The sequence below is a fragment of the Streptomyces sp. NBC_00057 genome (assembly GCF_045041165.1).
In the GTDB taxonomy this organism is placed as follows: Bacteria; Actinomycetota; Actinomycetes; order Streptomycetales; family Streptomycetaceae; genus Streptomyces.
The window spans coordinates 3,460,209-3,485,369 of record NZ_CP108256.1 but is presented as its reverse complement, the minus strand read 5'-3'; the positions used below and the strand labels follow the sequence as shown (position 1 = coordinate 3,485,369).

26 protein-coding genes and 2 pseudogenes are annotated in these 25,161 nt (G+C 69.6%); 15 read left to right on the top strand and 13 right to left on the bottom strand.

From position 1 onward, the window contains the following. Positions 1-595 precede the first annotated feature (595 nt). A complete protein-coding gene (locus tag OG953_RS16045; protein WP_405684950.1) occupies positions 596-787 on the bottom strand; it encodes a hypothetical protein in 192 nt (63 codons plus the stop codon). Positions 788-798: 11 nt separating this feature from the next. Then, positions 799-1,650: a helix-turn-helix domain-containing protein gene (locus tag OG953_RS16040; protein ID WP_405684949.1), complete on the bottom strand. Its 852-nt coding sequence runs from the start codon at positions 1,648-1,650 to the stop codon at positions 799-801. Positions 1,651-1,968: 318 nt separating this feature from the next. Here OG953_RS16040 and OG953_RS16035 point away from each other — a divergent pair, with 318 nt between their 5' ends. Further along, positions 1,969-2,508: an ATP-binding protein gene (locus tag OG953_RS16035; protein ID WP_405684947.1), complete on the top strand. Its 540-nt coding sequence runs from the start codon at positions 1,969-1,971 to the stop codon at positions 2,506-2,508. Between the two features lie 229 nt (positions 2,509-2,737). Here OG953_RS16035 and OG953_RS16030 read toward each other — a convergent pair whose 3' ends face one another. The 5 genes from OG953_RS16030 to OG953_RS16010 form a co-directional block, all read right to left on the bottom strand. After that, positions 2,738-3,154 (bottom strand): type II toxin-antitoxin system VapC family toxin, encoded by a 417-nt coding sequence (locus OG953_RS16030; protein ID WP_405684945.1) that lies wholly within the window; start codon positions 3,152-3,154, stop codon positions 2,738-2,740. Then, a complete protein-coding gene (locus tag OG953_RS16025) occupies positions 3,130-3,459 on the bottom strand; it encodes a hypothetical protein (protein WP_405684944.1) in 330 nt (109 codons plus the stop codon). Before OG953_RS16025 ends, OG953_RS16030 begins: the two co-directional genes overlap by 25 nt. 189 nt (positions 3,460-3,648) lie before the next feature. Then, the gene (locus tag OG953_RS16020; RefSeq protein ID WP_405684943.1) at positions 3,649-4,005 is read right to left on the bottom strand and encodes a hypothetical protein; all 357 of its coding nucleotides are present in this window, start codon (positions 4,003-4,005) and stop codon (positions 3,649-3,651) included. Continuing rightward, complete coding sequence (locus OG953_RS16015; RefSeq protein WP_405684941.1) at positions 3,971-4,786, bottom strand: GPP34 family phosphoprotein; 816 nt, start codon at positions 4,784-4,786, stop codon at positions 3,971-3,973. The genes OG953_RS16020 and OG953_RS16015 overlap by 35 nt, the downstream gene beginning before the upstream one ends. A gap of 239 nt (positions 4,787-5,025) precedes the next feature. Then, positions 5,026-5,604: a hypothetical protein gene (locus tag OG953_RS16010; RefSeq protein WP_405684940.1), complete on the bottom strand. Its 579-nt coding sequence runs from the start codon at positions 5,602-5,604 to the stop codon at positions 5,026-5,028. A gap of 461 nt (positions 5,605-6,065) precedes the next feature. Here OG953_RS16010 and OG953_RS16005 point away from each other — a divergent pair, with 461 nt between their 5' ends. The 6 genes and pseudogenes from OG953_RS16005 to OG953_RS15980 all read left to right on the top strand — a co-directional run. Further along, on the top strand, positions 6,066-6,935 hold the full coding sequence (locus tag OG953_RS16005) for an LLM class F420-dependent oxidoreductase (RefSeq protein WP_405684938.1): 870 nt from the start codon (positions 6,066-6,068) through the stop codon (positions 6,933-6,935). 315 nt (positions 6,936-7,250) lie between these two features. Beyond that, entirely contained in the window at positions 7,251-7,778 is a 528-nt protein-coding gene (locus OG953_RS16000; RefSeq protein ID WP_405684937.1) for a hypothetical protein, read from the top strand. Positions 7,779-7,854: 76 nt separating this feature from the next. Further along, a complete protein-coding gene (locus OG953_RS15995; RefSeq protein WP_405684936.1) occupies positions 7,855-9,237 on the top strand; it encodes a Dyp-type peroxidase in 1,383 nt (460 codons plus the stop codon). Between the two features lie 115 nt (positions 9,238-9,352). After that, positions 9,353-10,534: a PP2C family protein-serine/threonine phosphatase gene (locus tag OG953_RS15990; RefSeq protein WP_405684934.1), complete on the top strand. Its 1,182-nt coding sequence runs from the start codon at positions 9,353-9,355 to the stop codon at positions 10,532-10,534. 175 nt (positions 10,535-10,709) lie between these two features. Next, entirely contained in the window at positions 10,710-11,495 is a 786-nt protein-coding gene (locus OG953_RS15985) for a hypothetical protein (RefSeq protein ID WP_405684933.1), read from the top strand. Between the two features lie 86 nt (positions 11,496-11,581). Then, positions 11,582-11,735, top strand: a pseudogene (locus OG953_RS15980) (IS630 family transposase); the annotation flags it as partial. Positions 11,736-11,824: 89 nt separating this feature from the next. On the opposite strand, the gene OG953_RS15975 reads toward OG953_RS15980, so the two are convergent. Next, entirely contained in the window at positions 11,825-12,328 is a 504-nt protein-coding gene (locus OG953_RS15975; protein ID WP_405684932.1) for a DinB family protein, read from the bottom strand. A 222-nt stretch (positions 12,329-12,550) separates the two neighbouring features. On the opposite strand from OG953_RS15975, the gene OG953_RS15970 reads away from it, so the two are divergent. The 3 genes from OG953_RS15970 (at position 12,551) to OG953_RS15960 (ending at position 16,441) form a co-directional block, all read left to right on the top strand. After that, entirely contained in the window at positions 12,551-13,144 is a 594-nt protein-coding gene (locus tag OG953_RS15970) for a hypothetical protein (RefSeq protein WP_405684931.1), read from the top strand. Positions 13,145-13,361: 217 nt separating this feature from the next. Beyond that, on the top strand, positions 13,362-15,662 hold the full coding sequence (locus tag OG953_RS15965) for a Tox-REase-5 domain-containing protein (protein ID WP_405684930.1): 2,301 nt from the start codon (positions 13,362-13,364) through the stop codon (positions 15,660-15,662). Positions 15,663-15,712: 50 nt separating this feature from the next. Next, entirely contained in the window at positions 15,713-16,441 is a 729-nt protein-coding gene (locus OG953_RS15960; RefSeq protein ID WP_266358373.1) for an Imm52 family immunity protein, read from the top strand. 56 nt (positions 16,442-16,497) lie between these two features. Here the strand turns inward: OG953_RS15960 and OG953_RS15955 are convergent, their stop codons facing one another. From OG953_RS15955 to OG953_RS15945, 3 genes are all read right to left on the bottom strand, one after another. After that, entirely contained in the window at positions 16,498-16,947 is a 450-nt protein-coding gene (locus OG953_RS15955; RefSeq protein WP_405684928.1) for a DUF3592 domain-containing protein, read from the bottom strand. Positions 16,948-16,967: 20 nt separating this feature from the next. After that, positions 16,968-17,552 (bottom strand): hypothetical protein, encoded by a 585-nt coding sequence (locus OG953_RS15950; protein ID WP_405684927.1) that lies wholly within the window; start codon positions 17,550-17,552, stop codon positions 16,968-16,970. Between the two features lie 61 nt (positions 17,553-17,613). After that, on the bottom strand, positions 17,614-19,611 hold the full coding sequence (locus tag OG953_RS15945; RefSeq protein WP_405684926.1) for a hypothetical protein: 1,998 nt from the start codon (positions 19,609-19,611) through the stop codon (positions 17,614-17,616). 101 nt (positions 19,612-19,712) lie between these two features. Here OG953_RS15945 and OG953_RS15940 point away from each other — a divergent pair, with 101 nt between their 5' ends. Then, positions 19,713-20,066 carry a cupin domain-containing protein gene (locus tag OG953_RS15940; protein WP_405684925.1) on the top strand — a complete coding sequence of 118 codons (354 nt, stop codon included), beginning with the start codon at positions 19,713-19,715 and terminating at the stop codon, positions 20,064-20,066. A gap of 61 nt (positions 20,067-20,127) precedes the next feature. After that, a complete protein-coding gene (locus tag OG953_RS15935) occupies positions 20,128-21,363 on the top strand; it encodes a hypothetical protein (RefSeq protein WP_405684924.1) in 1,236 nt (411 codons plus the stop codon). Positions 21,364-21,456: 93 nt separating this feature from the next. Here OG953_RS15935 and OG953_RS15930 read toward each other — a convergent pair whose 3' ends face one another. After that, positions 21,457-21,840: a DUF192 domain-containing protein gene (locus OG953_RS15930; RefSeq protein WP_405684923.1), complete on the bottom strand. Its 384-nt coding sequence runs from the start codon at positions 21,838-21,840 to the stop codon at positions 21,457-21,459. A gap of 103 nt (positions 21,841-21,943) precedes the next feature. Here OG953_RS15930 and OG953_RS15925 point away from each other — a divergent pair, with 103 nt between their 5' ends. The 3 genes and pseudogenes from OG953_RS15925 (at position 21,944) to OG953_RS15915 (ending at position 23,503) form a co-directional block, all read left to right on the top strand. Beyond that, a complete protein-coding gene (locus OG953_RS15925; RefSeq protein WP_405691857.1) occupies positions 21,944-22,753 on the top strand; it encodes a prepilin peptidase in 810 nt (269 codons plus the stop codon). Between the two features lie 55 nt (positions 22,754-22,808). Continuing rightward, positions 22,809-22,976, top strand: a pseudogene (locus OG953_RS15920) (SAM-dependent methyltransferase); the annotation flags it as partial. Between the two features lie 68 nt (positions 22,977-23,044). Further along, the gene (locus tag OG953_RS15915; RefSeq protein WP_405684922.1) at positions 23,045-23,503 is read left to right on the top strand and encodes a hypothetical protein; all 459 of its coding nucleotides are present in this window, start codon (positions 23,045-23,047) and stop codon (positions 23,501-23,503) included. 99 nt (positions 23,504-23,602) lie between these two features. Here OG953_RS15915 and OG953_RS15910 read toward each other — a convergent pair whose 3' ends face one another. After that, positions 23,603-24,754 carry a winged helix DNA-binding domain-containing protein gene (locus tag OG953_RS15910; RefSeq protein WP_405684920.1) on the bottom strand — a complete coding sequence of 384 codons (1,152 nt, stop codon included), beginning with the start codon at positions 24,752-24,754 and terminating at the stop codon, positions 23,603-23,605. Between the last annotated feature and the right edge of the window lie 407 nt (positions 24,755-25,161).

Below are 25,161 nucleotides of genomic sequence, written 5' to 3'. Positions count from 1 at the left end.
AATCTGAGCAAGATTGCACTTTCCGCACGTGGGCATTCAGTCAACGGTTGCAGCCCGAAGCCCTTGTCGACCACTCGCCGCCCGGTGACGGCCTTGACTCCACCAGGCCCCGTCTGGAGCGTGATCAATTCTGTCGGTTCTGGGTCGGTGTGGCCTCCGGGCTGGTGGAAAGCCTGCGTGGCGCAACGTGAACTCAGCGACGGCGAGCGGGAGTTGATTCAGCCGATTCTGCCGGTCGGGCGCTACGACCCGTAACCGGAGCACCTGCGCGAGCAGTTCGAGAGCGCGATCTGACGGTTCCGCGCCGGCAGCCAGTGGCGGGAGATGCCGTTGGAGTTCGGGCCTGGCAGACGGTCTACGACCGCTTCGCCCAGTGGCGCGACGCCGGACATGAAGCCGCGGACGTAGCTGCGCCGCAGCAGCACACGACAGCGGAATCCAGTCCTGAAGAAGTGCCACGAAACTGAGACGCGAACACGTGGACAAGGACTGAGACAGTCTGAGGAGGCGCTGGTCAGCACGACGCGCTATGGCGCGGAGCGCGAGATCCTAAGCCCGGTACTGCGACCAGTTCGCGGTACCGGGCCCTGCGGCGTTACAGCAGGTGGTCGGCAGCGCCCGCCTTGATGTCGCGGATCAACTGCTGGAGAGCCTCGCGGCTGTCGGTGAGGAAGTGCTCCTCCGCGCCGGTGACCGCGATGTAGCTGTTGCCCTGTTCATCGGTTCCGATCCGGAAGCAGGAGTTACCTTCTCCGCAGAATGAGTCTTCCCAGTTGACGTCCGACATCGGTCATCTCCTCAGAGTTGGCGTGCGATGTTGTGGATGAAGCCCCGCGACTTGTCCGGCGACAGTGCGATCCCCTCCATCCAGTCCAAGTGAGCCCGGTACTTCGCCAGTTGCGCGTCCGTGTGGACGAAGAGGGGTCCGTGCGAGTTGTCGATCTGCGCGGTGTCGAGCTGAGGCACCGGTCCTTCTGCGTACAGGACGGTCTGCCCGGCGCCGGGGAAAGCTCCTGCCTCAAAGGGGATGACCAGAAGCGTCACATTCATCTGTTCGGACTTCTTCAGCAAGTGATCCAGTTGGGCGCGCGCCACGGCGCGGCCGCCGAACTGCATGCGCAGTGCTGCCTCGTGAACGATTCCTGTGAAGGACGGCGGCGTATCCCCGTCCAGAACCTCTTGGCGCTCCACGCGATGTGCAAGCCGCAGCGCGACCTCCCGTTCCGGCAGCTGGGGGATCACCACTCGGAAGAGGGCCAGGGCGTGATCAGAGGTCTGGAGCAGGCCCGGGATGTGCATCGAGTACGCAGCTCGCATGCGGAGCGCGTGCGCCTCCAGTTCGGCGATGTCGAGCAGACCTTGAGGCAGAGCGCCTCGATATCTTTCCCACCAGCCACGTCCGCGTGGTTGCGCCATCTCGACGAGTGCGTCGATGTACTTCTCGTCCGTGCAGTCGCAGTTGCAGGCCAGCGTGCGTAGGCGGTCCGGGCTGATGGGGCGTGCGCCGGCCTCGATGTTCGAGATCTTGCCACGGTCCACGCCGAGCAGGCCGGCCGCGAACTCGGCGGAGACGTCGGCCGATGTGCGCATCCTCCGCAGCTCGACACCGAGCCGCTTCTGACGTTCGGTGGGGGACGTCCTTGCTGCCATGCCGTTCCTTTCCGCATGCGGTCACCGGCAGTCTGCCGCGTGCGCGTGCGACGCGGCCACGAAAGGGTTCATTCGCCAAAAGGAGAGGGTTATTTTGCCCTCCGAGGGCTACATTAAGTTATGCACCGCTCACACAGCGGCGACGAACTGGAAGTGCATCGCGTGGTCCTGCCCGCAACCTCCTTCCCTGGGAGGGGCAGTCCCGCGTCAGGGAGACAGGCCACTGCTCGTCCGCAGCGCAACCGTGTGAGCCACTCGTGCGCACCCACGCGAAAGAGAGACACCGCCAACTCGCCACCCGTATCAGGGGAGTCAGCCATGCACTCATCTCCACTCGCCGCGCTCTGCCCGGCCGTCGCCGAGACGCGTATGCCGGTCCCGTATCCGCATCCCGGCAGCCCGCATCCCAACCCGCAGCAGTACCCCCAGCCCTACCTGCGCTCCAAGGGTCGCTCCGCGCGCGGGCTCGCGCTGAGTTTCACCCTCCCCGGCGACGTCCGCAGCGCGCTCATCGGCCGTATGGCGATCGCCGCCGCCCTGAAGACGCACGGGCTGGCCCCGTACGCCTGGCCGGCCACGCTCGCGGCGTCCGAACTCATTACCGTCACCGCCAGGATGAGCCCGGGAAAGGAGCTGTACGTATCCCTGCGCCACCGGGACGACGTGCTCCGCCTCCTCGTCTGGGACCAGCACCCCCACCACCTCGACCCGGACGTGGCCACGCTCTGCGAGTCGCGGCGTCGGCGGGCGCTGTGGCTGCTGGCCGCTGTTGTGGACGACTGGGGCGGTGAGTGGGGTGCCTGCGAGGCTTCACCGCCGCAGTTGGGCATCAAGTCCTGGGTCATGTTGCCCCGTTGACATTCCCGACCGGGACACCGTGTCCCGCCCGAGCTGCCAGACATTCCCCGCTCACGGTGCCCACCGTCGCTCAGTTGTGCTGCCTGGGCAGTAAGCGGCGAACACGAAGGGCCGCCCCTGTGGCAGCTCCACCCGTCTCGATCAGGCCCGCGCGGAAGCTTTTCCTGGCCGGCCGACCACGGGCCGGGACCCTGACTCCTGCGGTCCCGACCCTTTCGCATGCGCTTTCTCAGACGCCCACGGTTCGCACCCGGTCTCCGCAGAGTTTGTTGATGTCGTCCACGTCCGATGTGACGACGACCCGTGGACCCGCGTAGCTCAATGCCGTTGCGGCCACGACGGAATCGATGGCGTACTTGTGTCCATGGAGGTTCGCATTGCGAAGCAGGTCGATGGCCTGCCACGTGATCGTCTCGGTCACAGGTAGCACTTCGAGACGGGACACGTGCCACCGAAAGCGGTCCATTCGGACCTTTGAATGCCAAGTCTCGATCAGCGTCAGGTTGCTGACAGCGACCAAGGTGTCCTTGGACTGCGCAGCCCGGACCAGTCCGACGATCCGGGGATCATTGTCGACGAACCGGTTCAGCCCTTCGGAGTCGAGGAGAAGGACGCCGTGGCTCAGCTGGCCTTGTGGGCGTCCCACCTGGATTCCCCCTCCGCTGTCGGCTCGACGCCTTCCTGCAGCGACAGGCCTTCGGCTTCCCGGAAGATTCCCGCAGCCCAGTCCTGGATCTCCTGGTTCGGTGGGCCGATCTCTGCTTCCTTGGCCTGGAGCAGCTCCTCCAGCAGATCGCGCTGTATCTGCCGCTCCACGGCCGCACTGATGTAGGCCGAGAAGCCGCGGGCTCCGACCCGTGCCTTCACGGCAGCGATCCGGCCGGCGGGCATGGAAACGCTGACCTTCTGGGCGGGGCCCTCGTCGGGGCCGTATTCCGCAGGAGTATCCATGAGCCGATGGTAGCAATTGATGTGGTAAATCTCTCACCGGGCGTCTGCTGCCCCCAGCGCGCGGGGGGAGCGCTCTGAGGGCGGTGGGCGACCGGCGGCCTGCTACAGCAGGTGGTCGGCTTTGCCGGCCTTGATGTCGCGGATCATCGCCGTAGCCCGCCGGGCCGGTGGATCGGCCGGTGCACGGGATCAACGGGAGCCGGGGTCACCACTCGGTGCCTTGGCCGTGACCAGCAGGCCGGCGATCAGGCCCGCGAGCAGCGTGAGGCCGACCGCCCACCAAAGGATGACGGAGTAGCCGCCCAGGACCGCCCTGTCCGTCTCCCTGACGACGCCGGACAGTGCCGCCGGAAGGTTCTGTCCGCTGAGCAGGACGCCTTGCTCGGCTGCTTTGGTCAAGCCCTCTGGAGCGCCTGACGTCGGGTCCAGCCGGGCGGAGACCGCCGAGGCGAGGATGCCGCCGAACAGGGGCGAGGCGGCCCAGCCGCCCTGCGACTCCCGGCTGTCGGTGTCACCAGCCGCCGTGGCCGCTGCCTCCGTGACCACCGCCGTGGTGGCCGGTGCCGCCTGCGCCACCCTCGGACCAGCTGCCCGGGTCCAGGTCGTGGCCGAGGCCGTGGCCGCCGGTGGTGAAGTCGGCGTAGAGGTCGCTGAGTTCGTCGATGAGCTGGCGGGTGAAGATGTCGGCGCCGGTGGTCAGTGCCGCAGCGAATTCCTCGTCGGCGGCCGAGGCCGCTCTGGCGGTTGAAGGGGCGAGGCGGTTGGTCGCGGTGAGGGCGGCCAAACGGCGGCGGTCGGCGATGCCCCGCAGGCCGGGGTAGGCGGCAGGGGCCAGGCCCGCGGTCTGGACGAGGGCGGCGAGGGTCAGGTCGCGGTCGGCGGTGGACGTCGCGGAGCCGGAGCGGACCACGCTGTCGAGGCGGGCCAGCACCGCCCGGCGGCGCGGCAGGTCGACGGAGAGTATGTCGTGGCGCTTACGGCCGCCGGGGTCGCGCCACCGGCGGACCCGGACCGCCCTCTGGTCCTCCAGCCGGGAGAGGTACTCGGTGGTGAGGGAGCGCGGTGTGCGGCGCAGCCAGTCCTTGAGGCTGGGCGGGGGCACAGTCGCGCCCAGACTGCGCAGGACGTTGTTCAGGCGGCGGTCCTCGACGCGCCGGGGGTCCAACACCTCGATCTTTCGGGGGCCGATGGTGATCCGTCCGGCCAGGACCAGATCCGCCAACTCCGAGGCCCGCAAGGCGAACCGGAGCCGGTCCTCGGCCCGTATCCGGATTCGTCGCCTGCCCGGGCCTATCGCGAGCAGGAGCAGTTCATCCCCCGTGGTCATACGTGCCAGGGTATGCGCGGCCGTCCGCGCAGGGGAGTCCTCCGCGTACCCTCCGTGCCGGTTTCCGTAACCTGCCCCATCGGGCGCCCTCGAAGCCCGAGCGTGGCAAGGATTCCCGGTGTGCGGGCCGGACATTGGGCCGTCAGGCGCTGAGGTCGCGTCCGGCGTCGGTCATCCCCTCGGAGTTGGCGTGCGATGTTGTTCTGCGGCGATCATTTCGATGTTGAGTGCGGAGCCGCTCACCCCGGGCCGGACGCGGCGACCTGCGTGCTCGGCGCGAGCCCGCCGTCCAGTTCGGCCTTGTCCGAGGCGAGCAGCCAGGACCCCGAAGGGCCACGGATGAAGGTCATTGTGTGGGGGAGCGAGTACTCCTCGTACTCCGGGGCTCCATCCGCTGCTTGAGCGGACGTGAACGGGTGGTAGAGGCGGGTGTCCTCCGTGATGCGCAGTGTCACGGTGTCTCCTTCCTCGGCCGCGTCGTCCACCGTCACGTCGACCGTGGCGCGGATGTACCCGCCGTCGGCCTGCCAGTAGGCGCGGCCTTGACGGACCAGCGCGGCGAATTCCGCCCGCAACCCGGCTCGCATCGACGGTGTGGCCGCGGCCGGTGGTTCGGCGGTGGGGGACTGTGCGGCGGCGCGGGTCACCTGGTGGGCGCGTTGTTGCAGGTAGCTCTGAGCGAGCTGGGACAGCCGGGCCCGGTCTGCCGCCGCGGGTGTCCGGCGAGCGAAGTTCGCCGATGCTGTGACGCCACCCGCGATTGCTGCCGCAGCCAGTGCCGCCGCGAGGACGCTTGTACGTGATCCGCGTGCGCGCACGTGTTTCCTCCCCGGAGGCGTATGAACGGCCGGGATCGAAGATGTCCTTCGCGACGTCGACGTCAGCAGCAGGGCGAAGCCGCGTCCGAGAAGGGCCCGTCTTTGACCCGTATGCGTCGGTCGGACGGCAGGAACGGTGCTGTATCCCGTGAGCCGCGCACCCCGGCGACCCCGACGGTATCCGTGGCGTATCCGTGCCGAGCGCAGGGGCCGCTCGGCCGGGCGTACCGAAATGCCGATGACTTCGACCTCGCGTAGCGTGACGAGAGACTGCATAGGGTAATTGAATGGATGCGAACGGGCTCACGGAACGTGCCACCGTCGCGAGGAACCTGCCCGACCGCGAGTACGTGAGCGTCGACGCAGTGCAGAGCGAGTACGCCAAGCACGCGTCCTGAACACTTCGGCCGGGGCGGCGACGCCGTCCCGGCCCGCTCTCCCTTGACCTGCGGAGGTCGGACGTGAATCTCGGCTTGCACTACTGGAACTATTCGACACCGGCCGACCCCGCGCTCATCGCGCCGACGCTCGCGGAGTCGGTGAGGATCGCCGAACAGGCGGGGATCTCGTCGTTCACCGTGATGGATCACTACTTTCAGATGGAGACCGGGCAGACCGTTGCCGACGACCCGATGCTGGAGGGGTACACCACGCTCGGCTATGTGGCGGCGGTGAGCGAGCGCATGACGCTCGGCCTGATGGTCACGGGTGTGATGTACCGGCACCCCGGGCTGCTGGCGAAGATCGTCACCAGCCTCGATGTGCTGTCGCGCGGCAGGGCCAGGCTGGGTATCGGCGCCTCCTGGTACGAGCGGGAGCAGTACGGGCTCGGAGTGCCGGTGGTTCCGGTCGCCGAGCGGTTCGAACGACTGGAGGAGACGATCCTGATCTGCCTGCAGATGTGGAGCGACGACAACGGCCCGTTCCGGGGCCGTCATTACCAGCTCGCCGAGACGTTGTGTGTGCCCGAGCCGATCGGCGAGCGCCCGCCGATCATGATCGGCGGCGGGGGCGAGAGGAAGACCCTGCTCCTGGCCGCCCGGTATGCGGACGCCTGCAATCTGTTCGCCACCGACCAGGAAGAAGTGGCCCACAAGCTCGATGTGCTGCGCGCCCACTGCGCCGCGGAGGACCGTGACTACGACGCCATCGCGAAGACCGTGATGTACAACGGCCCGGTGCTGGCCAGGCCGGACGCTTTTCTCGCGGACGCGGAGGCGTACGCGAGCCTGGGTATCAGCGAGATCCAGGTGCTGCCCGACCGGCACCCGGTCAGCTTCACCCACCAGATCGCCGAGCACATCGCACCTGGCATTGCCGCGATGGGCTAGCCGGACAGGGAAGGATTCCGGGAGGCCGGGGTTGTTCACCACCCCGGCGCCCCTGGCACCGCACCGCCCGACCAGGTGCACTGACCGCAGTGTTGTCGACGCGGGCGATGGGTGGGTTGCCCTGTGCTGGTGAGGCGCGGGCGGCGCGGCGCGGCCATCATGGGAGATGAGGGCGATGGCGCCTCACCCCCGAGCGCTTGGCGACCCTTGGACGGATCCGTGGCAACGGATTCGTGGCAGGAGAGGCTCACCATGGCCGCGACGACAGATGCGACCCCGTCACCCCGACCCGAGCGCCCGGGCAGGAAGGATGGGGTGTGCAGCGAGTTCACCGTCTTCACCAAGATCAAGCCGGGCCATGCCGATGCGCTGCGTGAGGATCTCGCTACGCTCGCCGACGCGACGGATGACGAGAAGGTCCATGCGGCGGTGCGCCAGATCGGCACCCTGCATGACGCACGGCACGTGATCTTCGACAACGACACCCGGTTCATGTTCGCCAGCGTCTTCGACGGCTCCTGGGACACCTACATCGACGACTTCGCCCAGACGGTGGTCGGGTCCCGCTTCGACAAGGTCTTCTCGCACAGCGAAGGGTTCCCCGGCGTCAGCGATCCAGGGGCGAAGGACTGGTTCGTCGCCCACCAGGAAGCCGCGGGGGTCTTCGTCAGCGCCTATCCCGACCTGACCGTTCAGCAGATCTACAAGGACCAACGCGTGAACAAGGCGTTCCAGGCGGTGCTGGACACCCCCGAGTTCCGGGCGGCGCTGGACAACCAGGCCAACGCCGAGTTGCTGGCCACGCCTGCCTTCCAGAAGCTGATGGAGGAAGCCGCAGCCTAGAACCCGGACACAACCGACCTCGGCGCGTCATGGACCGCGTCGGCGGGTGTGAGCCGGGCGGCGCGGGGTTGTCCCGTTGAAGACCGATGTGGAGGCACAAGCGATCATGGACGCGGCGGCAAGCACGAGTGGAGTCGGTGTGGGCGTCGAGATCGACGACGTCCAGAGCGGGGCATTGCGTCCACGGCCGGCGCCGTACGAGGGAAGGTTCATCTTCCTGCATGTCGATGACCGCCACGCCGGGCGTTCCCTGCTGCGACGGCTGCTCCCGGCGATCGAGGGTGGTTTCCCCAGCGCGGACCCGAGCCAGGATGCCTGGGTGGCGGTGGCGTTCACCCACCAGGGACTGCGGGCCCTGGGCGTGCCCCAGGAGTCGCTGGACAGCTTTCCGCAGGCGTTTCGTCAGGGCATGGCCGCGCGTGCGGACCTGATCGGCGACGTGGGCGAGAGTGCCCCGGCCCATTGGGAGCCACCGTTCGGAACGGCCGATGTGCATATCGCGTTGAGTGCCCTCTCTCCCGATGCGGCGCGGCTGGACAAGGCTCTGGAGCGGGCCCGCGCCGCCTACCGGGACACACCCGGTGTCCAGGTGATCTGGCAGCAGGAGGTCCACCAGCTCCCGACCGGGCGCACCACCTTCGGATTCCGCGACGGCATCAGCCATCCGAACATCGAGGGCCTCGGGCTGCCCGGCTCCAACCCCCAGGAAGCCCCCATCAAGGCCGGCGAATTCATCCTCGGCTACCCCGACGAAACCGGCAGTCTGCCGCCTATGCCCAGCCCCGACGTGCTGGGGCGCAACGGGACCTACGTGGCCGTGCGCAAGATTCACACCAAGGTGGCGGCCTGGCGCCAGTACCTGCGCGCGAACAGCGCCGGCGCCCGGGAGGAGGCGCTCCTCGCGGCGAAGATGGTCGGGCGCTGGCCCAGCGGGGCGCCGCTGACGCTGTCGCCGGAGCACGATGATCCGGAGCTGGCGGCCGACCCGCACCGCGTCAACGACTTCCTGTACCGGGAGAACGACGATCGCGGCTTCCGGTGCCCCGCCGGCGCGCACATCCGGCGTACCAACCCCCGCGATGCCACCATCATCGGCGACGCACGGATGCACCGCCTCATCCGCCGCGGCACCACCTACGGCCCGCCGCTGCCGGAGGGCGTGCTGGAGGACGACGGCGCCGACCGGGGCCTGGTCGGAGTCTTCATCGGAGCCCATCTTGAACGACAGTTCGAATTCATCAAGGCCGAGTGGGTCAACGACGGCAACTTCATCGGCTACCCCGGCGAGAAGGACCCCGTAGCCGGGCACCACGACGGAACCGGCAGCGCCACCATCCCGGAGAAGCCGGTCCGGCGCCGCCTGCAGAACCTGCCCAGCTTCGTGGTCACCCGAGGCGGTGAGTACTGCTTCCTGCCGGGTCTGCGCGCCCTGCGCTGGCTCGCCGAACTGGAGGACTGAGGGCCTGCCCTGCCCGGGACGCGGTCTGCCTCGCAGCCGGTCATGAGTGCGGCGAGCGCCGTACGGAGCCCGGTGAGGTCGCGGCGGTGGGCGCCCAGGAGGTGCTGAGGGTCATATGGGTGCGCGACGTCTGTGGGATCACTACCTGGAGCATCCAGCCGGCGGTGGGCTGGTGGCGATCCCGTTCGTGCTGATTGTGACGATTGCCGTGCTGGATATCTTCACCGGGCGCGATGTCCAGCTGGGCCCACTGCTGGTCATCGCGCCCGCTCTGACCGCCTCCCTCGCCGGGCCACGGCTCACCGCTCTCGCCGGGGTCCTGGCAGTGGCGGCCCAGGTGCTCATCGCTGCCTCCCTCGGCGGACTGACCACGACCAACCGCATGGCGCAGATCATCGCGCTGACCGCGCTCTCCGCCTTGGTGGTCTTCATGCGGTTCGTGCGGGAGCGGCGTGACCGGGCGCTGAGCCGGGCACGCTCCGTGGCGGAGACGGCTCAGCGGGTTCTGCTGCGGCCTCCGCCACGCCGGATCGGGTCGTTGCAGGTGGCATGGCTGTATATGTCCGCGGAGGACGAGGCCGAGATCGGGGGTGATCTGTTTGCGTTCGCCCGCGCCGCGCATGCCGCGACCCGGGTGGTCATCGGCGATGTCCGGGGCAACGGGCTGGCCGCCATCGGTGAGGCCTCGCTGGCGCTGGGGGCATTCCGTGAGGGCGCTCACCGGTATGCCACCCTCCCCGAGCTGGTGGCTGCCCTCGGAGACAGCGTCTCCCGGAACGTGGAGGACGTGGCGGACACCGAGCACGACGCCGGCGAGCACTTCATCACCTGCCTCGTCCTGGAGATCCCCGACGACGCCCTGTCGGTCGCCGAGATGATCAACTGCGGGCATCCCCCGCCTCTGCTGGTGCGCGATCAGCAGGTCACGGTCCTGCACGCCCGGCAGCCCCTGCCTCCGCTGGGCGTGGTCGAACCATCCGTCGACGACGACCACACCGACCCGTTCACCCTCACATGCGGTGACATGCTCGTCCTCTACACCGACGGTGTCATCGAAGCCCGCTCGCCGTCCGGAGCGTTCTACCCACTCGCCGAACGAGTCGCCTCCTTCCCCGCCACCAACCCCGATACTCTGCTGCACCACATCCACCGCGATCTGCTCACCCACATCGGCGGCCACCCCGCCGACGACGCCGCCCTCCTGGTCATCGAACGCACTCCCTCTCGCCGGCCGCACCTCACGCCCCGTCCCACCGACAGCCGCCACCAGCACCACCCCGGCGGAGCCGACACGTAGACCAAGGTGGGCACACCGGTGGCCAGCTCGGGGAGGCGCTTGTCGTCGGCGTGCCCGCCAGGAGCTGCGGTTCTGCCCCGAGCGCGCAGCGGTGCTGCCCCGGGTCTGCCCCGGGGGTGCTTCTCAGAGGCGGGCCGCTGTTGTGAGCATGGAGACCGGCCAGGAGGAGGGACGTATGCGCGCACAGTCCTCGCCGGAGGCGGAGTTCGCTCACGCTCAGGCAGCGCGGTCACGGCGGAGCGGCGAGCGAGGCGGAGCGGCGGCGGGGAGCGCCGGACCGCCGCCGGGGTCGCTGTTCGCCCTGCAGCGCAGCGTCGGGAACGCCGCGGTCGCAGCCATGATCGAGCGAAGTCGCCACGAACACCGCCCCGGGTGCGGCCCGGCCGGCTCCGACCGGGCCGTCGGTGTCGGTATCGTGCAGCGCGCCAAGAAGAAGAAGGACTGGAAGCTCGGGTCGACGAGCAGCGAGCTGGCCGCCGTGAAGACGGCGCACTCCAACGGTCCACTGGTCGACACGCTGCACCACATCATTCCCAAGTCGCTCTTCCAGCAGTTCCTCGCTGTGCTGACCCCCGCTCAGGAGCAGCAGATCAGCACCACGCTGGCGCCACTCGCCCCCAAAGCGTTCGGCGCGTCCGACGTCGACAAGGCCCTGAAGAACATGCCGGCCAACTTCCGCGTCGGCCCCCGGCCCGAGGACAGGACCGACGACCCGGGAGATGGCCTCGACCTGAACAAGGACGCCAAGGGCAACACCACGCCCCGCTCCGCCGAGCTCGAGAGCGCCTTCAATTACATGACGGCCGCCATCAACGCGCGGACGGTCACCCAGGCGGACTTCGAAAGCAAGTTCCTCGCCCCGGTCGAGGAGGCGTGCAAGCTGCACGGGACCCTCATCGACATCGATCCCGCACGCGGGACATGGCTGCAGGACAGCAGCGGCAAATACCACATGCCCTAGCGCATCAGAGGACCGTTTCCCTCTGGTGACGTGGCGCGCCGTTCGGACGCTGGTCCGGACGGCGCGGTGTCGCCCGGCTGTGCGGGGGTGAGCCAGACGTCGCCTTCTGCCTGGACGAATTCGGCCCGCTCAACCTTCAGCCCCATCGGGCAGCAGTGGGCCGAGCGCGGCGGGAGGCACAAGGACCCCGACCGGGAACCCCGGCCCCGCCGACGGGCGACCTGCACCCGCCCGCACGGTCCGCCGCTGCATCATCCGGCGGAACAAGCACGCTGCCGACAAACGCCTCCGCGAGGTGGTCAACAGGACGAACGTTGCCTGATGCGGTACTAGACGCCGGTGGTGCCGTCGACGATCTCCCGGATCAGGTCGAGGTGGCCGTTGTGCCGCGCGGTCTCCTCGATCAGGTGCAGCACGATCCAGCGCAGATCGGGATGCCGGCCGTCCCTGCGCGGGCGCTTCGCCGGAGTGTCCAGGTTCGTGGAGGCGACCAGTTCGCGATAGCGGGTGGTCCGTGCCTCGTACTCCGACAGCAGATCGGCGAGCGGCATGTCCACCGCGATGCGCATCTCGCGGTCGGGGTCCTCGTCCGTCCACGGCCCTTCGTCCTCGCCACCGAGGAAGGCCACTTCGAACCAGTAGTACTCGACCCAGCTGAGGTGGTTGATCAGTCCGGAGACCGTCATCAGGGGCGAGCCGGGCAGCGGGGCGCGGCGGGCATCGTCGGGCGAGATGCCCTCACACTTTGCGCGTGCGGTGTCGCGGGCGTAGTCGAGGAAGGTGGCCAGCTGGGTGCGCTCGTCCCATGCGGGAGGCGAATCGGTGCGTGTCATCGGCGTACACGATGTGCGATCTCCGGCTCCCCGTCCATTGCTTTGTTTCATTGGGGCCCGCCCCTGGGTCCGTGGGCCCAAGCCCGGGCGGGCGGAGCTCATTACGCTCGTACGCGACCAACCATGAGCCCACCTGACCAGGCGCCCGCCACGAGCGCCTGTCCGGCGCGCCCATGCGCACCTGGATCTTCACGCTCCACCACTTCTTGGGGTGATGTGTCGATGAGTGACGGTTTCTTCTACTCGTACCACCTCGGCTGGAGCCGCCCGGATGCCGAGTCGCTCTTCGGTGATCTCGACGCGGCAGGACTACGGCTCAGACACCCCGTCACGAGGCGGGTCACGCTCCTCGGCCCGGGGCCGGATCCGTGGGGCACCCTTTCGTGGGTGACCAGGGAGCAGCTCGTGCTCCTGGCCGGCCTGCAGCGGCTCGACAGGGTCGACTTCCTGCTGTGGGTGAACAGCGGAGCCGAAGTTCCGGCGCGCATCCGGCGGATGGGAGACGGAGTCGTCGCGCTCGAATTCGGATTCGGGCGGCTGACGCGGGACGAGCAGGAGGTGGCCGCGCGGGCGATCAGGGAGGCGATAGGGCGGGCTTCCCTGCTCTGCATCGGCTTCGTGGTCGACCGGGAGGGCGCTTCCGCGGCGACCGACTGGAGCAGCGTCGTCATCAACGGCACGACATTCTTCGACAGTTGGCCGGACACGCTCGCTGTGCGGCATGAAATCGCCGCGATGCAGCCGCAGTTGTCCGGAGTGGCGTCATTCGAACAGTCGCCGTGGATGCTGTTCGGGAGTGAGGTCCCCAGCCGGTAGCGGGGCGGTTCCCTGACCTTCTGCGTATCTGCAACTCCGTGCGGAATCAGCAACTTTGAGCCTCGCATTGGGTCCTGAGGCCCATGCCCGAAGGGTGCCGATGTGGTCGGATGCGTGGAGTGGCTGAACTATGGCTGCACACCGGCAAGCTGGGGGACTCGTCGTGTCTGGCATAGGTGGATTTGCGGTTTCGGGTGGCGCCGGTGGGGGTGCTGCCGTGGCTCAGCAGGGCAGGCAGCCGTTGCCGCGCCCGTTGCAGGCGGTGCTGATCCTCGTCCGGGTCCTCTTCGCGGCCGCGGTCCTGGGTGGCGCCGGTGTGCTGACGGTGGCGTCGGCGGTCAATGAGGTCGACGGCCAGTTGCTCGGTCTGCTGCTGTACGCGGCGCTGCCGAGCGTGACCGCATTCGTGCTCTCGCTGTATCTGCGGACCGGCGGTGTCTGGATCTGGCGCGGACTTCTGGCCGTACATGTCTGGCTCACCCTCGGCGCGCTGGCGACCCTCGGCGGGGACGGCGGCGGGCGAGGCGTGACGCAGCTGGTGATGCCCGTCGCCGTTGTCATCATGTTGTTCCGGCCGAGCTCGCGCGACTGGTTCGAGCTTCCCCTCGAACAGCGGTTGCCGCACCGGCCGTTCAGCATCGCACGGATGATCAAATGGCGCCGCGACGACGGCGGTCAGACCGCGATGGAATACCTGGGCATGGTCCTGGTGGTCGTGGCTCTCATCGGCGGACTCATCGCCACGGGGATCGGCGCCCAGCTGACCGGTCAGATGCGGAACGCGATCTGTCAGCTGACCGGAAGCGCGTGCCCTGCGCCCGGGGGCGATGTGGTGGCGGGGGACGGGGAGAACTCCGGGGGTACGGAGTCCGGGGGAGCCGGCTCGGACGCGGGTGGCGCGGCTGCGGCCGGGGGTACGGACTCGGGCGGATCCGTCGCCGGCGGCGGTACGGACTCCGGCGGCTCCGGGGCCGGTGGTTCCGACGCGGCCGGTGGTTCCAGTGCGGCCGGTGGTTCCGATACGGCCGGCGGCTCCGGCTCCGGTTCCGGCGGCTCCGGCGGAGGCGACACCGCCACCCAGGTCGACGACGGCGGTGACGACGTGGACACCTCCGGGGAACCGGACGGTGGCGACGATGTGGACGACGGCGGCAACGGCGGCGACGAGAAGCCCGGCGAGAGCTGCACCTCCGGCGTCGGCGCCTTCTTCTCCTGTGCCGCACACCAGACCGGTGGCTTCTTCAAGGGCCTGGTCGGCGACGGGCTGTGGGGCGACATCACCGGTACCTTCGACACGATCGTCCACCCCGTCAAGGCGTGGAACGGCCTGAAGGACTACGGCAAGAGCCTCGGCGACAAGTGGAGCCAGGACTCCAAGGACGCCGGGGACAAGTGGTCCGAGGGCGACTACCTCGGTGCGGTCTGGGACTGGACCAAGGCGTCCGGCGGCACCGGGCTGAAGGTCCTGGACGACATGTTCATCGGCGACGACGTCCGTGACATGTGGAAGAGGGGCGACGAGGGCCAGGCGATCGGCACCGGCCTGTGGAACATCGGCTCGCTGTTCATTCCCGGCTACGGCGAGGCCAAGCTTGTCGGCAAGTTCGGAAAGCTGGGCAAGCTCGGGAAACTCGGCAAGCTCGGCGAAGTGGCCGAGAAGGCCTCGGAAGCCGCGTCCAAGGCGAAGAAGGCCGCCAAGGCGGGCGATGTCGCGGGCGCCGAGAAAGCGGCGAAGGAAGCGCAGCAGCACGCCGACGATGCGGCCGAGCAGGCCGGGCTCAAGGGCTGCACGGTCGGCATGGGAGGCCGCGTACAAGTCCCGTACGGCAGCGGTGCGGGCATGGGACTGCCCGGCTCGGGCACCGGCGTCATGGCCGCGGCCCGCACGTCCGTGCCCGCCGGTTTCCTCACCGGAAAGTGCGACGAGGTCGACCCGGAGAAGAAGGCGGCCGCCGACGAGGCCCAGAGGCTGGCCGACGAGGCGAAGAAGGCGGCGGCCGCGGCCAAGCGGAAGCAGGAGCTGGAGCGCGCCCAGAACCTTCCGAAGCCGGCCTGGTACAAGGACCTGAAGGACCCGCCGGCCGGGGCCAAGGACGGCGGGGAAGGCAACTGGAAGGAAATCAAGCCGGGCGTCTGGAGCTACCCGACCGAAATGGGTGCCCGTTATCAGGAGCAGATCTCCAAGGTGGGCCGCGGAAAGGAGTACCGGGTCCCGCTGGACAAACTCACGGGAAAGCCGGTCGACTTCGACGGCTGGGACGCCTCGCGCGGCACCTACCTCGAAGCGAAATACGGGTACAAGGGCAAGGACTACTACAACGCCGACACCGGGACGCTCACGTCGAAGGTCGCCGACCGGTGGGCGGACCAGGCGCGCCGTCAGGTCGACGCGGCACGTGGCAAGCCGGTCGAGTGGCACCTGTCCGACCCGGACGTCGCCGAGGCGGCGCGAGAGATGTTCGAGGACCGGGGCATCCCGGTTAAGGTGATCCACACCCCGGGGGACGTGACCGGCTGAACGCCGGGCGGGGTGTGGAACCACAGACCGGAGCCCGAGGAGAACGTGTCGTGCTGAACGTGGTGGTCAACGGCTTCTGGGGCCTTCGCGGGGAATCCGTTCAGGCCGTCGCCGAACGCTGGTCCGGCACGCTCAGCGCGCTCAAGGACATCGACGGCCCGACGTTCGACGTATGGCACGAGGCCGGTGACGACCTCCCGTCCGATCCCGTGCTGGAGCCCTCGGTCCCCGCACTGGCGGAGTACATCGAGCGGAAGAACACAGGCCCCGACCTCGACGTGGTGGGCTACACGACGTCGCTGTGGGCGCAGAACCTCCCTGCGGCGCGCGTGTCCATGGCGATTCACGCGGGCAGTACCTCGCACTACGCGGTGAACTCCGTCTCGCTCGCCTTCCGGTCGCGCGAGGTGGACGAAACCGCGGAGGTGATCCGGCGCGCTCCGGAGATCCTGCGCCTCCTCGCGGAGAACTGGGAGATCGACGCCGGGCAGGTGTACGACAGGCCCCAGTATCGGGCGGTGGCCGAGCGGTTCGACCTGGCGAACAGCGACCCTCGCTGCGGCCGTGCGGTCTTTCTCTCCGCCGGCCGTGCCGCCCTCGCACCCGAGGGGCTGCCCGGCACGTACGTCCGCACCACACACGGTGGACTGGTCATCGACCTCACCCGTGGCGGTACGGAGTCCCCGGCCATCGAGACGATCATCGAGGCGAACACACGACTGCGGGCTGCCGGGGCGCTGGAAAAGCTCCCGGTGCCGTTCGACCGGGCCACGTTCTGACCCCTGCGCGCCCGTGAGCGGCGTGTCTCAGAGCCAACCCGGCAGAGCCAAACCCGTCAGAGCCACCCCCGCATCGCCGCGAACCCGGCCAGCAGCCCCACCGCGAACACCCCCAGCACGACCGCGAACACCGCGGGCATCACCATCGGCCCCCACGCCCCCGGGCCCGCCACCGTGGAGTGCTTCGACGGGGCCGCCGGGTCGTAGCTGACCCGGACCGGCGCCCCGACCTCGAAGCCGAACGGGCCCGGGGCACGGTCGGTGAACTCGATGTCGCGGCCGTCGCGGGTACGGAACGCGAAGACGTACTCGGTGACGTAACTCCGGTCCATGCCCGGCCCCCGGTCGACCGTCCGGCGGTCCGCGCACCGGCCCTCGGCGTGTTCGCCGTGCCGGACCAGCCGCAGCACCCGATGCAGACGCAGCGCCGAGCGGACGGCGAACGCGCCGAGGAACAGGCCGAACAGAAGCAGGAACGTGGCCGTGCCGCCGGGCAGGATCTGCATGAACGAGCGCCTCTGATCCGCTACTTGACGGTGATCGAATCGACGAACGCGTCGAGGTCCTGCCGGCTCAGCGAGCCCTTCACCGCATTGATCCGGACCGCGAACGGCACGTCCTTCGAATCGACGCCCGCCACCACGACGCCCGTCATCTCGGTGCCCGGCGCCGGGGTCCGCTCCTTGCCGCTCGACGTGAACGCGTAGTCGATCCTGCGCGCCTCACGGGCGCTCTCCGCACCCGCCAGCCGCACGTCCGAGGTTTCCTTCCGGGTCGCCCCGAGACCGATACCGGCACCCGCCGCAGCCGCCGCCTCACCGGCGTCGTCCACGCCCGTGGCGAAGTCGAGCTGCACGGAGACCATGCCGGTGCGCAGCCCGCCCTCCTCCTTCAGCGCGACGGCGGCGTTGGCCTTCGCGCGGTCGGAGGCGGGCTGCTCCTTGTAGCCCTTGCTCTCGGGGTAGCCGACGGAGAGGCTCTTGGTGTCGAGCTTGCCCCAGCCCTCCGGGACCGCGGCGGCGTCGCCGCCGCAGCCGGTGAGCAGGGCGAGGCCGATGGCGGCGGCAGCAGCTGCGCCGATTGCCCGGGACATCTTCATCGTCGTCGTCATCGCCTATCGCCTCGTCGTCGTGCGTGGTTGCTGCGCACCGTAGCCGTACCCGGTGTACGAACTACTTCGCGCAGTAGCTGTACGGAAGGTACGAGCGCTTGTCGCCCTGCGGAGCCCCGAGGAACTGCGCGTTTGTCAGTGTCTCCTTCTTGTGCTCGTCCGAGAGGGAGAATCCGAGACTCATGCCGAGCGAAACCTCGAAGCCGAACTCCTGGGCGTCGGTCTCACCGTGGTACTTCATGGTGCTCGACAGGCCGTCCTGGAACATCAGCTGGTCGAACGGGTCGGTTCCGGTGGGCTTCTGCTGCATGGAGTGGTCGCCGAACATGTACTCGAACGGGGCGGTGTTGTTGCCGGAGCCGTCCAGCCACTGCTCGGCGACGGCCCGCTTGTCCTCGGTGGCCTTGTCGGTGTCCTTGCCGAAGATGATCGAGTTCGTCCGGACCTCGATGCCGGTCTCGCCGGAGGGGTCGGTACCGCTGACCTTGCCGCCGCGCTTGTCCTTGCCCTTCTCGCCGTTGTCGCCGCTGATGTCGCCCTTGTCGGACGTCGAGCCGTTCTCGACGGTCTGGGTCATGTCGATGCGGACGATCTTGCCGGTCTTCTGGTCGCGGGTGACGGTGATCGCTCCGGTCCGGTTGTTCTTCGCGGCGGCTGTGCCGCCGAGCGGGCCGGCCGAACCGCCGACCTTGCCCTCCAGTTCGAGCTTGGCGGTGTACGTGTACGACTCGTTGCCGTTGACGTCGTCCTTGGTGATGGTCACCTCGGGGGAGAACTTGGCCTTGCCGCCGAGCTTGGCACCGAGTTTGGTCTCGTCGCCCGCGCTGATGGAGAGGCCGCCGTCCGCGTACACATTGAGGCCGACGGTCGAGTACGAGATCTTCTTGTCACCGATCTTGTTCTCGACGTCCTTCTTCTTGTCGGCCCACTTCATCCCCGAGTACCAGCCGCCGCCGTAGCCACCGCTGTACTTGGTGGAGGTCTCCCACATCTTCATTTCCTCGATGTCGTCCCGCATCTTCTTGGCGTCCTCCTCGCTCTTGAAGACCCAGGTGTCACCGTTGGTGATCTTGATGCCGCCGCCGACGTCCACATCGGCCTTGCCCAGCTTGCCGAGCTTGACGCCGGGGGTGCTGGCGGTGGCGCCCGCCGAGGCGGCGTCCGTGAACGTCATGTAGACCAGCTTGTCGTTCTCGTCGACCTTGCCGTCCTCGTTCACATCCGTCTTGGCCTGGCTGACCTTCTGCTGGAAGCCGTACTCGTTGCCCCACTCGAACCAGCCGATCTTGACCTTGTCACCGACGGTGTCGGAGATGCTGGAGACCTGGCACATCTTGGGCTCGTAGTCGGCGTCCGTCTTCGGCTTCGCGGTGGTGTCCCCGCCGCCGGTGGAGCAGCCGGCACCGCCGCCGCCCATCGATTTGATCGCACAGCGGATGCGTTCCCCGATCTGCCCGCCGACGCCCGCCATCGCCATCGCGCCGATCATCGTGACGACGAGGACGATCACCCCGAGGTACTCCAGGGCGGTGGCTCCGCCGTCCCGCCAGGAGTACGGCTGGTACGGCGCGGGCGACTCTTCCTCGCGGTCGTCCAGCAGCCGGTCGACGGCCAGCCCCGCGGCCGAACCGGTCACCAGCGAGACGATCGGCATCAACGTGCCCTCGAAGCCCATGAGATGCCAGGACACGGCGAATCCGTAGGCGAGCGCGGCCAGCGGGACACCCAGGGAGGCGAGCAGCGTCAGAAGGCGGGACTCGCGCTGTTCGTCGGGCAGGACGCGGGCCGATGCCAGGACCGTGAGCACGGTCGTGATGACGTTCGGCACATGCAGCAGGGCGAGGCGCCAGCCGAAGGACGCGAGCCGTTCATCGGTGGCGAGCATCTCGACGAGCCCGCGCGACACCAGATATCCGGCGGCGATGTAGACCAGAGCACCGGCGGCCCAACTACGGGTCAGTGCGAAGAACGCGCCTCCGCTCACGCCGGAACCACCACCCCCGCCCCCCGGTGGTATGTGGCCCGCGCTTCCGCTTCCCCAGCCCCCGCCACCAGCCACGGTTCTTCCTCTCCGACGCTCACTTGCCATGCCTGTGCCCGTAGTTCTGCATTCGGGTGTGGCGTGAGCGTACGGCTGTACGGGCCGGGTGACCTGGGCCCTTGGCCCCAAAGCCGGGCCCAACGAACGCCGAGCCGGAGATGGGCGGGCACGGCATCGAGGAGTTCCTGCTCATGCCCGCCGAGGAGCGCCACGTCCAGGTCATGCGGACGATCCTGCGGCCCGGCGGCAGCTCGGGCGGCGCGTACAGCCTGGAGGCCGAGACCGTCTTCGCCCACCTGGTCCGCGGCACGCTGCGGCTGAGCGTGGACGGCGAACCCAGGTTCCTGGAGGCCGGTGACGCGACGGCCTTCTCGGCCCGCGCCGCACGCGTCTGGGACAACCCGGGCGAGGACGAGGTCCTCTGGTCGATCGCTCCCGCCCTGCCGCTCTCCCGGACCAGGCTCCGCCCGTAGCCGGGCGCCGCTGCCCGGCCCGTGGCGGGTGGGGCCACCCGCTGCGGAGATAATCGGCAGCATGCCCGACGACGATCCGGCCGCTCAGGCCACCGCCCCCGCACAGCAGCTCGTACGGCAGCGCAGCAGCCGAACGCAGCCGCAACCGCCGCATCCCCCCGTCCGCGGCCGCCTCGCCACGGCCCTCGCGGCGGCGGCACCGGCCCTCGGGGCGTACGCGGCCGTGCGTCTGATCGGTCTCATCGTCTTCGCCGCCGCCGCGGCCGGCGCCGACAAGAGCGCCTTCCACCTCCTTGCCGAGCGCTGGGACTCCGTCTGGTACCAGCGGATCGCCGAGAACGGCTACGGCTACACCGTCGCCCTCCCGAACGGCGACATCCACTCCGACCTGGCCTTCTTCCCCCTGCTGCCCGCTCTGGAACGCGGCATCGCCGAGCTGACCCCGCTCTCCCTCGCGGGCGCCGGACTGCTGGTCGCCTGGGTCGCCGCGCTCTTCGCCGCCTGGGGGATCCACTCCGTCGGGGCGCATCTGTACGGGCGTCGGGCAGGGGTGGTGCTGGCCGCGCTGTGGGGCGTGTACCCGACGGCGTTCGTCCAGTCGATGGCGTACACCGAAACACTGTTCACCGCGTTCGCCGCCTGGACGCTCTACGCCGTACTGACCCGGCGCTGGATCGTGGCGGGCGCCCTGTGCGTACTCGCCGGGCTGACCAGGCCCTCCGCGGCTGCGCTCATCGCCGCCCTCGCGATCACCGCCGCGGTCACGCTCGTGCGGGAGTACCGGGCCGGCCGGACGGACGGCATCGTCCGCCGCAACGCACGGATGCTGACCGGTACCGCACTCGCGCCGCTGGGCTGGCTCGCGTACGTGGTGTTCGTCGCCGTACGGGAGGGCAGCCCGTTCGCGTACTTCGACGTCCAGGCACAGTGGGGCAACAGCATCGACGGAGGCGTGGCGCTCGCCTCGTTCATCCTCGGGCTGCCGCTGCCCGGCGCGCTCGGGCTGTGCGCGGCGCTGGTGGGCCTGGGATGGGTGGTGTTCCTGTGCGTACGGCAGCGCCAGCCGCTCCCCGTACTCGCCTACTGCATCGCCGTCGTCGTCATCGCGCTGATCGGCTCCGGGTACTTCGGGTCCAGGCCGCGGCTGATGATGCCCGCGTTCCCGCTGCTCCTCCCGCCCGCCGTCGCGCTGCTGCGGCTGCGCACCACGGCCCGTACGGTGACGGTCGTCGCCGTGCTCGCGGTGGCTTCGGCGGCCTACGGGGCGTGGACGCTGCTCGGCTCCGGCCCGCCGTGAGCGCGAGCCGGTGTGTGAGCCCGGTCAGGGCCGGGGCGGGTGTGAGAGCGGCCCGGCTGCCCGGTACGTGAGGGCAGCCCGGCCGCCCACGCCTCAGCCCCGGCTCTCCTGCGTCTGGACGATCCGCACCCGCGCCCCCGGCCGCAGTCCCCACTTCTCCATCGCCCCGGCCTCCGACTCGATCACATGACGGGCCCGCAGCCGCGGCATCCCGAGCCGGCCCGGCTTCATCGTGTGGACGGCGACCACGTTGAACTTCCGGTCCAGGTACGCCACATCGATGGTGAACCGCATCCGGAAGGTGTGCACACTCCCGCACGGGGTGATCAGCAGGGCGCCGTCGATCCCGTCCTGCCCGAGCAGCCCGCGGCTCCTGGTCCGGTACGTGGCCGCGATCCGCAGCGGTATCTCCGGCTCCTGCCCCCCCTGTGGATCGGTGACCGTCAACGTCCCATTTCCATTGCGCCATTGAGCCATGGCCAAGACGGTAGCGCCCGGTGACGGCCGCTGGGTCCACAACGGTGCGCAGTGGGCCCCAGGACCCATGACCCGTGCCCGGCACCCGCCTAGGGTCGGCTCCGTGTACGCCATGCTGACAGTGCTCGCCGCACTCTGGGGCGCAGCGGCCGGACTGCTGGTCCCGCGCGCCGCCTACCGGTTCTCCGTCGAACCGGAGGAAGCCTGGCGGGACACCTGCCCCGCGGGCCACGCCCTGACCGGGGCCGCCCGCGGCTGGCTCGGCTCCACCCGGTGCGCCCTGTGCGCGGCGGCGGTGCCGGTGGCCACCGCTTCCGGCGCCGAGCCGGGAGACCGGAGCGACGAGGAAGGCACCGGGCAGCCCGCGGCGCGTTACGCCCCCGGTGTCCTCGTCCCCGTCGTCACCGCGCTCGCCTGCGCCGCGCTCGCGGCGGCCACCGGACTCCGGCCCGAGCTCGCCGTCTGGCTGCTGCTGGCCCCCGTCGGCGTACTCCTCGCGACCATCGACAGCCGCGTCCACCGCCTGCCCGACCGGCTGACCCTGCCCGCCGCGGGGACGGCCGCCGTACTTCTGGGCGTTGCGGAGCTGCTCCCGGAGCACGGCGGATCCTGGCTGTCCGCCCTGCTCGGCGGTGCGGCCCTCGGCGCCTTCTACTTCCTGCTCTTCCTCATCAACCCGAACGGTATGGGCTTCGGAGACGTCAAGCTCGCCCTGTCGCTGGGTGTGGCCCTCGGCTGGTACGGCTGGGCCGTGGTGTTCGCCGGGGGCTTCGCCGGGTTCCTGCTCGGTGCGGTGTACGGGTTCGGGCTGATGGTCCTGAAGCGGGCCGGGCGCAAGACCGGCATCCCGTTCGGACCTTTCATGATCACGGGCGCGCTGCTGGGCATACTGCTCGGCGGACTGGCCGCCTGACCGCCGCTCGGCCTGCCGCCCGCCCCGCCGTATCGAGGTCGCGCTGCCACCGCCCTACTTCCTGCGGAAAGTGATCTGGATGGTGCCGGGCTTCACCGTCGAGGAGTACCGGCCGAAACTGGCCGCGCTGCACCACCGGATCGAGACCGAGGGGCCGTTCGTGGCCCACACCACCCGATTCCTGATGGAGGCCCGCAAGACCGAGGCCCGTAAACCGGAGTAGGCCGTGCCGCCCTGCTTTCGCCCGGAGGATGCGACCCTGGACGGTGAGCGCATGGGAGGGAACCGGCCATGAGGGTGGGGAACGAAGGGGAAGCACCGCGTGTCCCGCGGCAGGGGAAGGCCGACTGGCTCAGCGGAGCACGGATCGTCGGAGTGCTCGGCGTCTTCTACCGGCCGGAGGGGCGGATGGGGGAGCCGGAAGCCGTCGAATTCCTGCTGGCCGACGGCCAGTCGGTGCTCCTGACCTGTGCCTCCGACGGGACCCTGCATGTCGGCCCCGGTGCCTGGCCGAGGCTGCCCGACTGGTGCGTACCGTCGGGGCAGTGGGAGTTCACCGCCGTGTCGAACCTGCCGCAGCCGCCCGACGGCGGCTGGACCGTCACCCGCACCGAGGAGCGCAGGGACGAGAAGGGCGAGGTGCACGAGGCCGTCATCCGGTGCGAGGGCGGACGCTTCGTGGTCATCGGCGGTGACACCGTGTCGATCCGCTTCACCCGCGGCCACCGGGGCGCACCGGCGAGGGGCTGATGTGCTGATGTCCGGCCCGTCCGGTGATCGAGGACAATACGGCGACCGGACGGGCCCGGTGAACCAACGCTGTCGCAGCACCGGCCGCGTCGGCAGGCGCTATGCGTGCGGCCCCACCGCCACCTTCCCCACCGTCAGTTCCGGCTCACCCTCAAGCACTTCGCCGACCCGCGCCACCTGCTCCTCCAGCCCCCGCAGCTGCCCGGCCGTGAGCGGTGACAGCGGCTCCACCGTCACCGCGATCCGCCGGCCCGACCGGCGCTGGTGCCACACCCCGGCTACGGTCCCGTCGATCAGCAGCACCGGGAAGTTCCCCGCCTGGCCACCCGCCAGCGCACGGGTGTACGCCACCCCGGCGAAGAGCTTCTCGCGCGGCTGGGACGCGATGAGATACGCGTCGAAGTAGGGGAGCAGCCGCACCCCGCGCACCGGCTCCACCGGAAACGCGGTGTCGCCCGCCACCAGCCAGGCCGGCTCCCCCTCGTACACGACCTCATCGATCTCCCCGCGCGCGGCCATCCCCGCGAACAGCTCCGCGGCCCAACGCTGCGGCGCCGCGAGCCACTTCGCGAAGTGCTGGGGCGTGGCCGGACCGTACGCGTACAGATAGCGGCGCACGAGACGGGCGAGCGCCTCCGGACCGTCGAGCGGGACGGCGTCCGGGCGGGCATAGGTGACCTTGCGGCCGCGACCGGGCGCGAAGCACAGCGTGCCGCGGTGACCCGCACGATGCATCACCTGCCGCCAGCGCGGCCACATGCCCTGGAACGCGGGCATCACCCGGTCCCCGGCCCATGCCCCGGCACGTTCCACCACCGCATCCGAGAGCTCGTCGACGGTCAGCTCAGCCCCGGTCAGCGCGTCCGCGATCGCGGTGAGCACGGCCTCGGTCTGCTCCGGCGTCATCCGTACATCCTCGGGGAACGGATTGCGCCCGGCCGGTACGGCGGACAACGCACCCGTCCACATGGGCAGTTCGGCCATCGGCAGCAGATGGACGGTGCCGCGCGGCCCGTACGTCTTGACCAGGGTGCGCTCGGTCCACAGCGCCTCGCGCACATCGGTACGGGTCGCGCCCGCCGTCCGCAGCCCGACGGAGAGCTCGGCGGCCGACAGCACCTGGGCGTGCGCGGCCGGCAGCGCGCCGACCACATCGGCCGGGGTGAGGTGCACCGGGGCGGCGAGCCCCTGACGTTCCATCCGGCGCGCGTTCGCCCCGGTCCAGGTCACGGTCGCGGTTCGTGTCGTCATGATTCGGAAACTAGCGGCCCATCAGGTCAGGCCCTGTCCCATACTCGGCCCATGACCTCTGCGAGACGTACAGCCAAGGCTCTCGCCACCGCGTCGGTGCTCCTCCTGACTCCCGCCCTCGCCGGCTAGGGCCGCAAGACCACCGAGTCCCAGCTCCATGAGGCACTCGCCGGTCTGGGATACGGGCCCGAGACCATCTCCACCGGCACCTTCGGCCCCCACCGCAACACGTTCGTCATCGAACTCGGCCCGATCTGTGCGGAGGGGGCCCTGGACGGCGTGGTCAACGGGCTCGTCAAGGCCGAGGCCCACGGCCGCTACCTCGAAGGAACCGGCTGCGTAAAGCCGGTCGGCGGCCACTGAGACCCCACCGGATGCCGTGCTCGCACCGGAGTCCGGCGAATTCG